Genomic DNA, 13,537 nt, shown 5'->3' on the forward strand with positions numbered 1-13,537 from the left:
CCGCCCCGGGGCCTGTTGTCATTAACACAAGATTCCCCCGTCTCCGTATTCTCAAATTGTGCTGAGAATCGGATACATAGGAGTCACAAGTGGGTGTACAGATCGACGACGAGGGGACCAGTAACGAGGTCATCCTGCGCGTCAAGAGTTCATCGTCGGCCGCGAGCGTGGCCAGCGCCCTATCGCACGCCGTTTATGACGGCAAGCGGGTCACCCTTCGAGCCATCGGGGCCGGTGCGGTCAACCAGGCTCTGAAGGCCATCGCCATCGCCAACAGTTTCGTGGCCCCCCGGGGAATCGTGCTCGACTGCCGACCCGGATTCACGACCGTCCACACACCGGACGCCGGAGATATCAGCGCTCTGCTGCTGCGGATCCTCGTTCACTGACGTTCTAATTCCTCGCCATTACGTCTTTACACTGGGGATGATCCAGTGGAGGCGAAATGAATGGTGTTCCGGGCGGCCGTAATGGCTCTTTCTCGACGGGTGCAATAGAGACAAAGTACCCGTCGGTGCAGCCGGTCCACACCCAGCGATTTACGCCGACTTCCGTATTCGACGAGACCCACGTTCGTGGCTCCGACAACGGGCTCGGTACAGGGGACTACGAGCGCAAGCGTGTCGGCGGCGGATTCGCTCCGTCAATGAACGGCGCCTCGTCCCAGACCTACGACAAGCGGCTGTGGATCGACAAGAACCCCTACCGAACCATCGGCGGTTAAGGAGCCCTCAGTGGCGAAGAAGAAGAGCGACAACATCGTGACGACGAACGACCCGTCGCTGCGGCAGACCATGGGCACCGACGCCTCCCGGCTCGGCAACGTGGCCAAGCCCGTCAAGGGCCGGTCCGTTGCGAAGAAGGGCAACGCCAAGGGCGGGTTCCTGGAGTCAGCGACGGCCACCCACCGCCCCGGAGTCCTGGAGCGCCACGGCGCCACCCTGCGGCCGACGGCCGTCCTGTACGCGGCCAACGCGGCCTCGGCCGGGGACGTCCAGCGCAACGTCGTCACCGTCCCGTCGGCCATCGGCAACCGGGACTTCTACCTGCGTCGGCAGTACCGCCAGGGCCTGTGAGCCGGTAGGCAGCCATGTCCAGTAACTGGTCGTACAACACCCCGTATGGCATCGGACAGCCGGGCGCCCCGGTCCGCGCGAACGGAGGAGCCGGAACAGATGCGCTCTCCTTCCGCGACGGCCTGGACGCCCGGCGAGCTGCTATGGGCGCCCGCACGCCCTCGGCGGAGTACCCGGACGGCTACCTCGGCACCATCACCGACCGGCGCCAGGACCGCGTCCTTAAGGGCGTCCAGAAGCGCCTGACCGACCGCAGCTACCAGCGCGGTGTCCACAAGGGGGACAAGGTCGACCGCTCCGACTACATGTGGCCGGACGTCGGCGGGGTCAACCCCCAGGCCGGTCTGCTCTACCAGGCCCGAGGCCTCAAGTGGACCGCGTCCGGCAACGTCACCGAGCGGCTGGCCCACATGGGCAAGAACGCCGCGCTGTCCCCAGCCGAAATGGGCGCCCTCCAGCAGAAGTACGGCATCTCCGAGGTCATGGCCGACATCGACCCGGTGCGCTCCGAGCGCTTGAAGAAGCTGCTCCCCTCCGCGTCCCCCTACAACAGTCCTGACCAGTGGAGATAACCCATGGCAGCCAAGACACCGTCCGAGAAGGCAGCGGACACCCGCGCCTACAACAAGACCGTCAAGGAGGCCACGGGCAAGCGTGAGGCCTTCGAGGCCGCCAACCCCAAGCGGTTCAAGACCATTCAGGACCACCCCGGCGCTGGCCGCACTCCACGGCAGTCGTACAGCCTGATGGGCAACACCGACAAGGCACCCAACCTGCATGGCCAGAGGGAACTTTCGGGACCGGACGGCTCGGACGTCTGGCACGGCCAGCACACCATGGCCCCGGTCAAGGACATGATGCCGGTCAACCGCCGGTGGGAGGACTTCGCCCCGCACGAGCAGTCCCGCGTGCTGCGCTCGGCCGCGAAGTTCGGCGTCACCCCGGAGTCCGCGCACCGCGCGCTGGGCTCCCAGGTCGACCGCGCCTACGCCCACGAGGGCGGGCACCATGACTCGTTCTACAGCCCGGCCGAGGACCGCACCCGCGACGGCTCCCTGAGTCCGCGAGCACGGCTGAAGGTCTCGGCGAAGGACAACGGGGTCCCCTTCGGCGTGCAGGCCGCCGCGAACGCCATCACGTCCCCGCAGAACACCTTCGTGCGGCCGGACAAGGAGACGGGCAAGGCGGCCTACCCCAACGACGAGGCGGCCAGCCACGCGATCCAGTGGGCGAAGTCCGGCAAGACCGGCGCCGAGTACCACTACCACCCGGACTACTACGTCCCGCGCGAGGACAAGGTCGAGAAGACTGTCACGCGCAAGAACGGCACCAAGGCCACCGAGCTGGTGAAGAAGGACGGCGACAACCGCGCCTACCCGGTCAACGGCTACCCGCGTAACCACGCGCTGGCCATCGACGTGACCCACCAGGTCCTCAACGGCAAGCAGTTGTCGAACGCGTGGAAGCCGACGGCCGGAGAGAAGGTCTCCGCCTACCACAACTCGTGGGTCGACCCCCACGGCTCCTCGCAGTTCTGGGTGTCCGACACCCACTCCGGCGGTGGCGCCTTCGCCCCGCACCTGGAGAACAAGAAGGGCGAGGGCGGCCAGCAGGCCTACATGGGCATCAAGGGAATCCACGCCTTCCACGACCACGTCGCACGCAACGTCATGCAGGAGCGCGGCTTGAATTCCCTCACCAACATGCAGTCCGCCCAGTGGTCGGAGGAGAAGCGGCGACGGGGCGACAACCACGACTCCTCGCTTAATACCTACGGCAAGCACCTTCATACCGAGGTCCACCCGGGCCAGCAGAAGTTGTTCTGATGTTGCAAGCGGATTCCGTTTACGACCGTACGCATCCGTGGGCCTCTCTTCCTGAGCGGCTTCTCACGGATGCTCTCGGCGTTGCTGACGTTCCGGGCGACGTAATTGCTCTTCAGAGCGCGCCGCCCCCGGTCGTCCGTCCTTTGTTCCCACCGAAGTACGGATACCGGACCACGGCCCTGGGAATCCAGGACGTGCTCCAAGTCGACAGTCAGTTCCCCGCCCCCTCGACAAACTTCTATACGGGAACTCAGGGCGGATATTCTGGAAGTTCCAGTCCAACCATTGGGGGCTCTTAATGGCCAAGCACGGAAAGGCTCACCGCGCGGACGACAAGCGTCGCTCCGGAATGTCGGACAACGTGCGCTGGAAGGCGCAGCAGGGGTCGACCGGGGCGGCTAAGCCCTTGGTGGGTCTCTTCAACGACAGGCGGGGCAACAACGGCTCCGGGAAGCGAGCGAAGTAAATGGCGTACGCACCGTCGCGTTCGATGAACGCGGAATTGAACGAGGGCGCCACCGACGGCAAGTACAAGAAGATGGTCGTCGACCGTGGCGGCCTCGGCGTGGCCCAGTCCGACACCGTGCGCCACCGCATCGACCTCAGCGACGTCTGGTACGGGCGCCACGAGGACGAGGTCAAGGTCCGCCCCGATGGCAAGGCCGTCCACACCCCCAACTACGTCTCTACCCCTCCGGCTCAGCCGGGTTTCTGAGGAGAATCATGTCCAATCCGCTGAGTGCGTCCGAGGTCGTCGCGGCGCTTCATACCGAGGGCGTGTCGGTCGTCGAGTACCGCGACTGGCGCACCCACAACCGGAACTCCAAGGGCGCCTTCGGCCCGGTCAACGGCATCCTGATCCACCACACCGCCTCGGCCGGTGACACGGCTGCTCACACGGCCTCGTCCGTGGCGCTCTGCTACAACGGCCGCAGCGACTTGCCTGGCCCGTTGTGTCACGCCGTCGGCGCCAAGGACGGCAAGGTGTACCTGGTCGGCCACGGCCGCGCCAACCACGCCGGGTTGGGTGACGGCGACGTCCTGGATGCGGTGCAGGCGGAGAAGTCGCCGCTGCCGGTCGACAACGAGGCCGACACCGACGGCAACCGCTACTTCTACGGCATCGAACTGATCAACCTGGGCAACGGCAAGGACGCGTGGCCCGACGCGCAGACCGAGGCGGCCGTCCGGTGGGCTGCTGCACTGTGCCGCAAGCACGGCTGGGGCGCCGAATCGGTCATCGGGCACAAGGAATGGCAGCCCGGCAAGATCGACCCCACGTTCGACATGGACGGCTTCCGGGACCGCGTGGCCAAGCGTCTCGCGGCCGACAAGCCTGCGGAGACCGCGAAGCCCGCCACTCCCGCGAAGACGGCCGTCAAGAAGCCGGTCGTCGACCTCTCCAACGTCGTCGCGGCGGCCAAGCGAGACCCGAAGTTGGCCCAGGGCAAGACCACGCACGCTGCCGACGTGAAGATCGTCGAGGCGGCACTGGCGGCCGAGGGACTGCTTCCTGCGGCGTACGCCAAGGACGGCGCGTTCGGCACGCTCACCCGCACCGCGTACGCGAAGTGGCAGATCAAGAAGAAGGTCGGCGCTCCGTACGACGGCATCCCGGGCCTCGCTTCGCTGACGCTGCTCGGCAAGAAGTACGGCTTCACCGTCAAGGCCTGATCAGAAGAACCGCATCCCCATTACGGCTTCCAAAGCTGTAATGGGGATGCTATGTTTGGGGCGTTCGTCAACAGCCCCCGTGGAAGGAAGACATGGCCGAGCACATACGGCTCCTGCTCTGTAAGACGTGCAGCACGATGGAAGAACTGCCGGACTACGAGGGCGACCCGAGCCGGGACTTCCTCCTCGAAGCCCTGGCGCAGAAGCACCCCAACCACGTCGCCCACCCGATGCTGCGCGTGGAGAAGAGGCACTGGGACAGCCCCTCCACCCGGGACGCGATCGTCGCCCAGATCCGGGACAAGACCGGCCACACCGGCCTCGACCCGGCGTTCTACGAGGCGAAGAACACCTTCCAGGAAGACGCACACCGCTGCTGGAAGGCCCACAACCGCAACCCCGCCTGCGGCGACTACAAGACCGGCTCCAAGAGACTCACGCCGGACACCGCAGCCGAACGCAAGGCGGCAGGCCTGCCGAAGTACAAGTCCGCCCAGGACCGCTACCTCTGCGAGTTCTGCCCGGTCCACTCCCTCGTCGTGCAGAGCGCGCGCGAGAAGGCCGGACTCTACAAGTAACCCCACCCGAGACACACCTGGAGCACCACATGAGCAACGTCCCGATCCTCGGCCAGACCAGCAGCGACCCGCTTCATACCGACAGCCTCACCGACGAACAGCGTGAGGCCCTGGACCGGATGGCCGACGAGAACCCGCCGTCGGAGGACGAGACAGGCACCCCTGTCACCACCGCGTTCCTCGTCGCGGTCGGCCTGGACGGCGCCGTCATCGCCACCGCCGACCTCACCTACCAGTTCGTCCCCCGCCGGGGCGCCACCCCCGACGACATCTACGGTGCGTCCGCCGTGGTCCAGAAGGACCTCGCGGCCATGGAGACCGCCCAGCGCACCCAGCAGCACATGATGATGGTCGGCCAGGCCATGCAGCGGCAGGCCCAGGAGGCCCAACTCCGCGCTTCCCTGAAACTCTGACGGGAAATAGCAACTAGAAAGCCCCCGGTCTCCATTCCAGGAATCGGGGGCTTTCTCCTTTCCAGCTAGAATCGAAATCATGGCCGGATACGAGTTCTACCTCAATCGAGCAATCACCCAGGGAGACCAGCCCGACATTCACTCGGGCGCCTCCGGGTATTTCAGCACGCCGCAGCGCGGACTCGATCCGCACATCTTCGACGGCCAGCACATCAAGCCCGGCGTACGCGACCACATCCTCGGCGTCCTTCAGGCCTACCTCGACACCCGTTACCAGGGCGTGCGTACCTGGCTGGCCGCATGGATCGCCGGATCCGGAATTTCCTTCCAATGGGCCGGGGACCGAGGAAACGGCGATTTGGACATCCTGTTCGGCGTCGACTTCCCGAAGTTCTACGAGACGAACCCGACCTACCAGGGAATCTCCGAGGCGGAATTCTCCGACCTGCTGAACTCGGACCTCAAGAAGAACCTGTGGCCGCGCACCGCGCTGACGAATTTCCACGGCCAGACGTATGAGGTCACCTATTACCTGAACCCGGGCACCACGTCCGAGTCCATCGCGGCCATCAATCCGTATGCCGCCTACAACCTCACGCACGACCGCTGGGACATCCGCCCGCCCGAGCTGCCCGCCGACCCGCGCAGCCTGTACCCGAAGGGCTGGTGGGACGCCGTCGAGAACGAGCAGGCCCACGCACGCACGCTCGTCGACCGCTACAGCCGCCTGCGCGCGTCGAGCGCGGGCCTCACCACGAACTCCCCGGCGTGGAAGAACGCCCTGGACTCCCAGAAGATCGTCGTCGCCCAGGCCAAGGCCCTCTTCGATGACATCCACCTCGGCCGCCGACAGGCATTCGGCCCCGACGGGTCCGGCTACGGGGACTACTACAACTTCCGCTGGCAGGCGCACAAGGAAGCCGGAACCGTCCAGGCTCTCAACACCCTCGCCACAGCGGACGTCGAGGCCCGCAAGGCACAGGAGACCGACCTCTACGGGGCTCCGCTCGATGACGCCGCCACGGCTCTCGCCAAGGCGGCCCTTTGGAACACCCCTTACCGGAGGTCGTGATGGCCCAACCCCAGCGAGCGCCCGCCCTCGGGCCGCAGTTCGAGCAGACCGCCCTGCCCGTCCCGCTCGACTCACGAACGTCGCCGCAGGCGAAGAAGCAGACCGCGCTGCGCGCCAACTACCACCTGACCCGGGACACCCCGCTGCACCTGAGAGCTGACCCCGGGAAACTTCATATCTCGCATCCCGCTCCCCACCCGGGCGGGATGCACACCAAGGTCACCACCATCGGCAGCCCGCGCGACGAAACGCTGATCCACGACGAGGAGCGCACCAACTACCCCCAGTCCGAGGGGCAGATGGTCATGGGCCCGCCGCACAGCCCGCAGCAGTTCGGCCACCTGGACGGGCACGGCAACGTCGTCGACCCGAAAATCACCGACCGCTGGTACGAGAAGCACGGCCCGCAGATGAGCCACGGCAACGAGGCCTTCTGGAACAAGCACGCCACCTTCCAGCGCATCAGCACCTCCGCCGTACTGCACACCGGGCAGACCGCGTACGAGACCGGCTCCCACTCCTACATCACCGGCCCGCTGGACCCCGACCACCCGCACGTCAAGGTCGTCGTCCAGGGAGGAACGCCGCACGTCGCCGACGCACACCACCGGCTGGCCGAAGCGCGGGGCAGGGGTGACACCCACGTCGGCGCGCAGGTGCTCAACCTCGACCAGTTCAAGGCCGAACCGGTCGACAAGATCAAGAAGAAGACCCCGCACGGCGACGTCATCGAGCACCTGGTCAAGCACCACGGCTACAGCCCCCGCATGGCCGCCCGCGACACCTTCCAGGTGCACGAGACGGAGCACCGCGAGGGCCTGCACGAGCACGAGCACAGGTGATGCGGCCGTGAGCGCAACCGTCGCCATCGTCATCGAAGGGGTGCTCTCCAGGGAAGTCGGCGAGGCCGTCATCCACCAGGGGCAGCGCCTGTACTGGGGCCTGCTGGAGGCCTACCAGGTCGCCCTGATCACCGACCACACCGACGTCGAGCCGGTCAAGCACTGGCTGCGCGTCAACGGCTTCGACAAGCACCCCTACCTCATCCCCGTGCACCTGAAGGACCCCGAGGACCCGGGCGAGCGAAGGATGCGGCAGATCTCCCGGCTGCGCCAGGCCGGATGCAGCGTCGACCTCCTCATCGAGCCCAATCCCCAGATCGCCGCCCACGTCATGGCCAACGGCATCGGGGTCCTGAACTACCTGCACCCGAACTACTCCTCCCCGCGCTTCCGCCCCGACTACCGCGACACCGTCACGCCCTGGTCGGCCCTGGTCGGCGAGGTCGAGAGGCAACGAGCAATACGCGAAGAAGATCAGCGCCCACACATGGAGATCCTGTGACCGTCGACCTGGTGATCACCCTCATCCGCGTCATCAACGCCCTCGTCGGCGCCGCGTTCACGGCCCTGCTCTGGCGGGCCACCTGGCCCGTACGCGGCCAGCTCGGCGCTGCGGAGAAGTGGCTCGCCGCCGCACTGCTCGTCTACAGCGCCAACGTCACCGTCTTCTGCGCCCTGTTCTGGACCTCGCCTGCCTCCGGCCGGTCCTGGATCAACGTCGGCTTCCTGCTCTCGCTGCTGGCCGCGCACCGCTACCTCTACTTCGTCCGAAGGGACACCCGACCATGAGTGCAAGCGTCTTCCACTCGATAGCCACCCAGATCCGCGCCCGTTACCTCAACCCCCTCCAGTTCCCCGGCAGCAACCGGTCCGTCGACCAGCGCCTGAAGGACCTGGAGAACGCCAAGAACGGCCAGCAGCCGTCCAACTCCCGTATCAAGATCCGCACGCGCGGCGAGGGGACCCCGTCGGCCCCGCAGGCCAGCCCGGCCGCCCGCGAGGAGGTCAAGCGCGTCGGCGAGGACCACCGCTCGAACCTCGACGCCTGGCATGCCCAGCACTCCGGCGCCGCGTCCGACCTGCTTCATACCTTCAATGCCCGGATGAACGACGTCCAGGCGCAGACGAAGCCGTCGACTTCCGGGGGGTGGGCCGCGTTCAACGACTCGTTCTCCCGCCCTGCCAGCGCCCCTGTCCAGTCGGCCTCGCACACTCCGCCACCGCCCGCGCCGAAGCCGCAGCGTGTCGTCCAGGCCGGTCTGTTCCCTCCGGTGGCCAAGGTGACGTCGGCCGACCAGTTCGGTCTGGCCGCCGTGAGCGCCCCGAAGTCGTCCGGTCCGGCCCCGGCCCGCAAGGCCCGCGTGATCCAGCCCGGCCTCTTCCCCAAGAGCGCCGTGCAGCCTCCCAAGAACTGACCCCAACCAGACTCGGAGAAACAACCCGTGGAACTCTATTTCGGCGGCAGCGAGATTCCCGGCTGGCGCAAGATGCTGGCCGAGGAAGGCGTCGAGACCGTCTCCTTGTCGTACATGGGACTGCGGCGCCGGACGAAGTTCTCCCGGCCGTGGCTCATCGCCGACCACTACCTGGAAGGCCAGAAGGTCTTCCTGGACTCTGGCGCCTACACCGTCAACAAGGCCGACGAGGACAAGTACTCGATCGCCGAACTCAAGGAGATAGCCGCCCAGTACGAGGCCTTCGTACAGCAGAACATCGACTCGCTTCATATGGTGTCCGAGTTCGACGCTGTCGTTCTCGGACGGGAATGGATCGAGGCTCGGCGCGAGGACTTCTGGGAGGATCTGCCGGACGACAAGTTCCTGCCGATATGGCATTCGGAATGGGGAATCGAAGAACTCGACCGGCTCGCCCAGCGCTATAAGCGTGTCGGCGTACCGCAAACGGATTTGGACGGACGGAATCTTACTCCGGTCCTCAACGAGATCACCCGGAAATACGGGACGCTTCTGCATGGCGTGGCAATGACCAAGCCTGCGGAAATGGCGGCCGTTACCTGGGATTCCGTCGCGTCGACTTCCTGGCTGTCTCCTTCCCAGTACGGCGACACCATCGTGTGGACCGGCAGGGAATTGAAGCGCTACCCGAAGAAATACAAGGAGCAGGCACGAAAGCGGCACCGCACGCTTTTCCAGGAAGCAGGCTTCGACCCGGACAAGATCGAGGCCGGGGACAACGACGAGGTACTGCGGTTCACCATCTGGTCGTGGCAGCAACTCGCCGCCTCCGTCGAGCAGCACCGCCCGCCGGACGCCCAGGCAGTTACTACTTCCGCCGGAGGGCTACTGGCGGCTTTCTCTCAAACCCCTGGTGGGGAAGTTGATACGACGAGCGGAGAAACGCTCAACGGCGTAGCAACTCCCACCCCTCGCAGGGACCGCCCGCGTACCAACCTGCCGGTCATCGGCCTGGTGCAGGAGAAGGAGACGTACGTCGACCCCGAGGACGGCGTCAACAAGGAGCGCGACGTCCCCCTCGTCACGGTCCGCAGCCAGTCCATGCGGGTCTGCTCGTCCTGCTTCCTGGCGCAGAAGTGCCCGGCCTTCGACAAGGACGCCAACTGCGCGTACGACATCCCGGTCGAGGTGAAGACCAAGCCGCAGATGCAGGCGCTCCAGAACTCCCTCATCGAGATGCAGACGCAGCGCGTCTTCTTCATGAAGATGGCCGAGGACATGACCGGCGGATACGCGGATCCGAACCTGTCCGGCGAGATCGACCGGCTCCAGAAACTCGTGAAGGTGAAGACCGAACTGGAGCAGGACTCCTTCTCGGTGAAGGTCGAGGCCAAGGGCAGCGGATCCCAGGCCGGAATGATCAGCCGCCTGTTCGGCCGTGAAGCCGGGGAGCAGATGACCTCCCTGGAGCGTCCCATTCCCGCCGACCGGATGATCGAGCAGGGAAGCGGATTCATCGACGCCGAGATCGTCGATGTACCAACTTTCTACAACCAGGAAGGCTAGTTAGTACTTCTCATGAGCGCGCACGTGAATGCAGTGTCTTTCGCCGATGACGGCGAGGCCGCCCCGCAAGAGGTCCAGTGCAAGCGGTGCCGGGGCAGGGGAGAGGACCGCGACGGAGCGGACTGCGTCCCCTGTGAGGGCTACGGAACGCTGCTGGTATGAGCGGAATTCGCCGGGCAAAGAACTCCATCCTCGCTGTCGGATTTCTCGCGGTTCCCGTAATGGAAATCGCCACGATTGCCGAGCAGAGTTCTTCCGGTCTTCATGCCGGAATTCCTGTCGCAACCGAGGGGGATTCCATTCCTTAATCCGTAGCCACCGTCACCGGATGCGCGCTCGCGCCGACACCCTCTTAAAGCGAGCGGGCATGCGTCGTGGAAATGCACGGGCCCGCAGTCACGCAATACGCACCGGGGCCCGCACGCACCCGCTATGTAAAGGTGCACGCGCCGGTCAAGACGAAATACGTCGGGGCCCCGGGGCTGGCCGTCGCCGCGACGGGAACATCTACGCCTACCGGCTGAACAACCCCACAGTCAACCCCCGTAAGCCGTGAGCCGCACGTGATGCGCCTCACGGCTTACTTGTTCTCAAATACGGCTTGACGATTACGGCTTTCCGAGTAGTGTTTCTCCTGCCAACCCCAACCGCCCCCACACCAGGAGGAGCACATGGCAACCGCCGTGACCCGGTACTTCCTCAACGCCGACGGCGAGTCGTTCGCCCTCGACGCCAACCAGCAGGCCATGAGGAGCTACATCGCCGACTGGGTCATCTGGGGCAGGTCCCTGGCCGTCTACACCTGGACCTGTATCGAGCTGGAAGCCGACGTCACCGTGGTCGCCTTCTACTCCTGCTGGGACCGCGAGGAGGACGGCATCCGGGCCGGTGAGACCATCACGGACATCTTCGTCAGGGTCGTCGACCTGTGCACGTGCTGCGAGCACGACTACGACTACGCCGCCAACGAGTAACCAGCTCCCCACACCAGGAGGACACCATGGCCCGCACCACCCAGATGGAGATCAACGACCTCGCCGTACGCCTGATGGACGGCGGACTCCCCGAGCGCAGCGCCCACATCGAAGCCAAACGCATCGCCGACGTCATCCACCGAAACGGGTACGACCTGGGCTACGCCGACGCCAAGCGCAAGGTCCTCGACGCTCTCACCGGCAAGGAGGCCTGAGCATGGCCACCACCCGCGACATGCAGGTCTCCAAGGTCTACGACGCCGAGCGGCTCGTGTGGGACGTCCTCGAATCCCTCGACAAGACCGACGTGCGCACCTTCGACTTCTACGGCTCCAGCCTACTGATCCCGGCTGAGCGGAAGTTCGGAGACCTCGACGGCGTCCAGCGCTACGTGGACGCTGTCCTGGCCCTCAACTGGGTCAAGGCCGACTACGCCCGCGCCGAGCGACCCATCACCGTCCGGGCCCGCAGGGGCCGCACCCACGCCCACTACGAGCCGTGGGGCGCGGTCATCGCCGTCCCGCCGCACGTGAACGGCATCTCCTGGGCCATGCGTGAGATCGTCATCATCCATGAGGTCGCCCACCACCTGACCCGCAGCGCCCAGACCCACGGCCCCGAGTTCACGCAGACCATGCTCCACCTGGTCACCGAACTGGTCGGGCCGGAGGTGGGCCTCCTGCTCACCGATTCCTACACTCGCCACGGCGTGCGCTTCGCCGCCCCCATCGCAGCCTGAGAGGCCACCACATGCTGACTTTCAAGGTCACCGAGTCGTCCGACCTTCTCGGCGTCGTCGACCAGTTCGGACGCCTCGGATCCATCTGGCGCGTGACCGAGGACGCCGTCGTCGAGAACGGCACCGAGGACGACATCACGGCCGAGGACGTCGGCTGGCACTTCGACATCTCGGCCCCGCGCCTGAGCACCCGGTCCGGCGGCCCGTACGACACCCTCCCGGACGTCATCAAAGCCGTCCAGGACACCTACGACGAGTTCGCCGCCGAGCGTGCCAAGGAGCAGCGCTTCGACTACCGCCAGGGGAAGCGCGTCATCAGCATCCCCAGCGGTGGCCAGCCCTGACAAGTGATCTGAAGAGAGGGCTTGACAAGCAATACTGGCCCACGTAACGTCTGACTCACCCCAAAGCCCCCACACCAGGAGGAGCGCACGATGAGCGACAAGATGCTGGACAAGCTGGCCAAGATCCTCGCGCTGGCCGAGAAGGCGAGCACCGAGGAGGAGGCCAACGCTTACATGCAGAAGGCCCAGGCGCTGGCCACCACCAACGCCATCGACCTGGCCATCGCCCGCCAGCACACCGCCAAGAAGGAGCAGCGCGAGCAGCCGACCCACAAGGTCATCACCATCGGCGAGAAGCGCAAGCACGGCAACGCCCACTTCATGGACCTGTTCCGGAACATCGCGAACAACAACGACGTCAAGGTGAACCTCGCCAACGACAACACCTTCGTCGTCGTCTTCGGCGTGCCCTCCGACATCGAGGTCGTCGAGGTCCTGTACGCCTCCCTGGTCTTCCAGATGGTCGAGGCCGCCAACGCCTGGCTGAAGACCGGCGAGTACAAGGCGGAGAAGGTAGTGCGGAAGGTCAAGAAGCGCGACGCCTGGGGTGGCACCTGGACCGAGGACGCGTACGCCCCGATCACCGCCCAGCAGGCCCGCAAGAACTTCTACAGCGGCTTCGCCGACCGCGTCTTCTTCCGCCTCGCCGACGCCCGCCAGCAGGCCATGGACGCCGCCAAGGCGCGCAAGGTCGAGATCCGGGACGACCAGGGCAACACCGTCGCCTCCTCCGCCGAACTCGTCCTCGTCGGCAAGCGCGAGGAGGTCGACCGGTACTACACCCAGAAGAGCCGCGCCAAGGGCACCTGGAAGGGCGTCAAGGTGGCCATCACCAGCACCGCCGCCCGCTCGGCCGGTGACAACGCCGGACGCACCGCACGCCTGGGCTCCCCCAAGGCCATCGGGGGACAGCGCACCGCCGTCGCCGCGTGATCTCCACGCCACCCCGTGAAGGCCGCCCAGCTCGACACCCGAGCCGGGCGGCCTTTACGCTCCCCAACGAACATCCCCAGACCAG

The 13,537-nt window shown here is 65.9% G+C and carries 20 protein-coding genes; all 20 read left to right on the forward strand.

Going from position 1 to position 13,537, the window contains the following annotated elements; all coding sequences use genetic code 11:
• The first annotated feature begins 89 nt into the window (after positions 1-89).
• Positions 90-389: a stage V sporulation protein S gene (locus tag ABT114_RS32240; protein ID WP_351146438.1), complete on the forward strand. Its 300-nt coding sequence runs from the start codon at positions 90-92 to the stop codon at positions 387-389.
• A 56-nt stretch (positions 390-445) separates the two neighbouring features.
• Positions 446-724 (forward strand): hypothetical protein, encoded by a 279-nt coding sequence (locus ABT114_RS32245; RefSeq protein WP_351146439.1) that lies wholly within the window; start codon positions 446-448, stop codon positions 722-724.
• 10 nt (positions 725-734) lie between these two features.
• Positions 735-1,076, forward strand: coding sequence for a hypothetical protein (locus tag ABT114_RS32250; RefSeq protein WP_351146440.1), 342 nt, complete (start codon positions 735-737; stop codon positions 1,074-1,076).
• Between the two features lie 14 nt (positions 1,077-1,090).
• Positions 1,091-1,648 (forward strand): hypothetical protein, encoded by a 558-nt coding sequence (locus ABT114_RS32255; protein ID WP_351146441.1) that lies wholly within the window; start codon positions 1,091-1,093, stop codon positions 1,646-1,648.
• A 3-nt stretch (positions 1,649-1,651) separates the two neighbouring features.
• The gene (locus ABT114_RS32260) at positions 1,652-2,902 is read left to right on the forward strand and encodes a hypothetical protein (RefSeq protein WP_351146442.1); all 1,251 of its coding nucleotides are present in this window, start codon (positions 1,652-1,654) and stop codon (positions 2,900-2,902) included.
• Positions 2,903-3,392: 490 nt separating this feature from the next.
• Positions 3,393-3,617 (forward strand): hypothetical protein, encoded by a 225-nt coding sequence (locus tag ABT114_RS32265; protein WP_351146443.1) that lies wholly within the window; start codon positions 3,393-3,395, stop codon positions 3,615-3,617.
• 8 nt (positions 3,618-3,625) lie between these two features.
• The gene (locus ABT114_RS32270) at positions 3,626-4,576 is read left to right on the forward strand and encodes an N-acetylmuramoyl-L-alanine amidase (RefSeq protein ID WP_351146444.1); all 951 of its coding nucleotides are present in this window, start codon (positions 3,626-3,628) and stop codon (positions 4,574-4,576) included.
• Between the two features lie 92 nt (positions 4,577-4,668).
• Positions 4,669-5,154: a hypothetical protein gene (locus tag ABT114_RS32275; RefSeq protein ID WP_351146445.1), complete on the forward strand. Its 486-nt coding sequence runs from the start codon at positions 4,669-4,671 to the stop codon at positions 5,152-5,154.
• Positions 5,155-5,183: 29 nt separating this feature from the next.
• On the forward strand, positions 5,184-5,567 hold the full coding sequence (locus ABT114_RS32280; protein ID WP_351146446.1) for a hypothetical protein: 384 nt from the start codon (positions 5,184-5,186) through the stop codon (positions 5,565-5,567).
• A 79-nt stretch (positions 5,568-5,646) separates the two neighbouring features.
• Complete coding sequence (locus ABT114_RS32285) at positions 5,647-6,639, forward strand: hypothetical protein (protein WP_351146447.1); 993 nt, start codon at positions 5,647-5,649, stop codon at positions 6,637-6,639.
• Positions 6,639-7,481: a hypothetical protein gene (locus ABT114_RS32290; RefSeq protein ID WP_351146448.1), complete on the forward strand. Its 843-nt coding sequence runs from the start codon at positions 6,639-6,641 to the stop codon at positions 7,479-7,481. The genes ABT114_RS32285 and ABT114_RS32290 overlap by 1 nt, the downstream gene beginning before the upstream one ends.
• A 7-nt stretch (positions 7,482-7,488) precedes the next feature.
• Positions 7,489-7,983 carry a hypothetical protein gene (locus ABT114_RS32295; protein ID WP_351146449.1) on the forward strand — a complete coding sequence of 165 codons (495 nt, stop codon included), beginning with the start codon at positions 7,489-7,491 and terminating at the stop codon, positions 7,981-7,983.
• Entirely contained in the window at positions 7,980-8,270 is a 291-nt protein-coding gene (locus ABT114_RS32300; RefSeq protein WP_351146450.1) for a hypothetical protein, read from the forward strand. The genes ABT114_RS32295 and ABT114_RS32300 overlap by 4 nt, the downstream gene beginning before the upstream one ends.
• Positions 8,267-8,896 (forward strand): hypothetical protein, encoded by a 630-nt coding sequence (locus tag ABT114_RS32305; protein WP_351146451.1) that lies wholly within the window; start codon positions 8,267-8,269, stop codon positions 8,894-8,896. Before ABT114_RS32300 ends, ABT114_RS32305 begins: the two co-directional genes overlap by 4 nt.
• 27 nt (positions 8,897-8,923) lie before the next feature.
• Complete coding sequence (locus ABT114_RS32310) at positions 8,924-10,462, forward strand: hypothetical protein (protein ID WP_351146452.1); 1,539 nt, start codon at positions 8,924-8,926, stop codon at positions 10,460-10,462.
• 671 nt (positions 10,463-11,133) lie between these two features.
• The gene (locus ABT114_RS32315; protein WP_351146453.1) at positions 11,134-11,436 is read left to right on the forward strand and encodes a hypothetical protein; all 303 of its coding nucleotides are present in this window, start codon (positions 11,134-11,136) and stop codon (positions 11,434-11,436) included.
• Between the two features lie 26 nt (positions 11,437-11,462).
• Positions 11,463-11,651 (forward strand): hypothetical protein, encoded by a 189-nt coding sequence (locus tag ABT114_RS32320; protein ID WP_351146454.1) that lies wholly within the window; start codon positions 11,463-11,465, stop codon positions 11,649-11,651.
• A gap of 2 nt (positions 11,652-11,653) precedes the next feature.
• Complete coding sequence (locus tag ABT114_RS32325) at positions 11,654-12,175, forward strand: TIGR04338 family metallohydrolase (protein ID WP_351146455.1); 522 nt, start codon at positions 11,654-11,656, stop codon at positions 12,173-12,175.
• A gap of 11 nt (positions 12,176-12,186) precedes the next feature.
• Entirely contained in the window at positions 12,187-12,519 is a 333-nt protein-coding gene (locus ABT114_RS32330; protein ID WP_351146456.1) for a hypothetical protein, read from the forward strand.
• A 90-nt stretch (positions 12,520-12,609) separates the two neighbouring features.
• Complete coding sequence (locus ABT114_RS32335; RefSeq protein ID WP_351146457.1) at positions 12,610-13,452, forward strand: DUF2786 domain-containing protein; 843 nt, start codon at positions 12,610-12,612, stop codon at positions 13,450-13,452.
• The last annotated feature ends 85 nt before the right edge of the window (positions 13,453-13,537 follow it).

The organism is Streptomyces sp. NPDC002088, assembly GCF_040296605.1.
Taxonomy (GTDB): Bacteria; Actinomycetota; Actinomycetes; order Streptomycetales; family Streptomycetaceae; genus Streptomyces.

Excerpts from the sequence above, each read along its gene's own strand:
- ABT114_RS32330 (WP_351146456.1), top strand. The coding sequence starts at position 12,187 with ATGCTGACTTTCAAGGTCACCGAGTCGTCCGACCTTCTCGGCGTCGTC.
- ABT114_RS32245 (WP_351146439.1), top strand. The coding sequence starts at position 446 with ATGAATGGTGTTCCGGGCGGCCGTAATGGCTCTTTCTCGACGGGTGCA.
- ABT114_RS32265 (WP_351146443.1), top strand. The coding sequence starts at position 3,393 with ATGAACGCGGAATTGAACGAGGGCGCCACCGACGGCAAGTACAAGAAG.
- ABT114_RS32325 (WP_351146455.1), top strand. The coding sequence starts at position 11,654 with ATGGCCACCACCCGCGACATGCAGGTCTCCAAGGTCTACGACGCCGAG.
- ABT114_RS32320 (WP_351146454.1), top strand. The coding sequence starts at position 11,463 with ATGGCCCGCACCACCCAGATGGAGATCAACGACCTCGCCGTACGCCTG.
- ABT114_RS32285 (WP_351146447.1), top strand. The coding sequence starts at position 5,647 with ATGGCCGGATACGAGTTCTACCTCAATCGAGCAATCACCCAGGGAGAC.
- ABT114_RS32270 (WP_351146444.1), top strand. The coding sequence starts at position 3,626 with ATGTCCAATCCGCTGAGTGCGTCCGAGGTCGTCGCGGCGCTTCATACC.
- ABT114_RS32315 (WP_351146453.1), top strand. The coding sequence starts at position 11,134 with ATGGCAACCGCCGTGACCCGGTACTTCCTCAACGCCGACGGCGAGTCG.
- ABT114_RS32275 (WP_351146445.1), top strand. The coding sequence starts at position 4,669 with ATGGCCGAGCACATACGGCTCCTGCTCTGTAAGACGTGCAGCACGATG.
- ABT114_RS32260 (WP_351146442.1), top strand. The coding sequence starts at position 1,652 with ATGGCAGCCAAGACACCGTCCGAGAAGGCAGCGGACACCCGCGCCTAC.
- ABT114_RS32280 (WP_351146446.1), top strand. The coding sequence starts at position 5,184 with ATGAGCAACGTCCCGATCCTCGGCCAGACCAGCAGCGACCCGCTTCAT.
- ABT114_RS32305 (WP_351146451.1), top strand. The coding sequence starts at position 8,267 with ATGAGTGCAAGCGTCTTCCACTCGATAGCCACCCAGATCCGCGCCCGT.
- ABT114_RS32335 (WP_351146457.1), top strand. The coding sequence starts at position 12,610 with ATGAGCGACAAGATGCTGGACAAGCTGGCCAAGATCCTCGCGCTGGCC.
- ABT114_RS32255 (WP_351146441.1), top strand. The coding sequence starts at position 1,091 with ATGTCCAGTAACTGGTCGTACAACACCCCGTATGGCATCGGACAGCCG.
- ABT114_RS32290 (WP_351146448.1), top strand. The coding sequence starts at position 6,639 with ATGGCCCAACCCCAGCGAGCGCCCGCCCTCGGGCCGCAGTTCGAGCAG.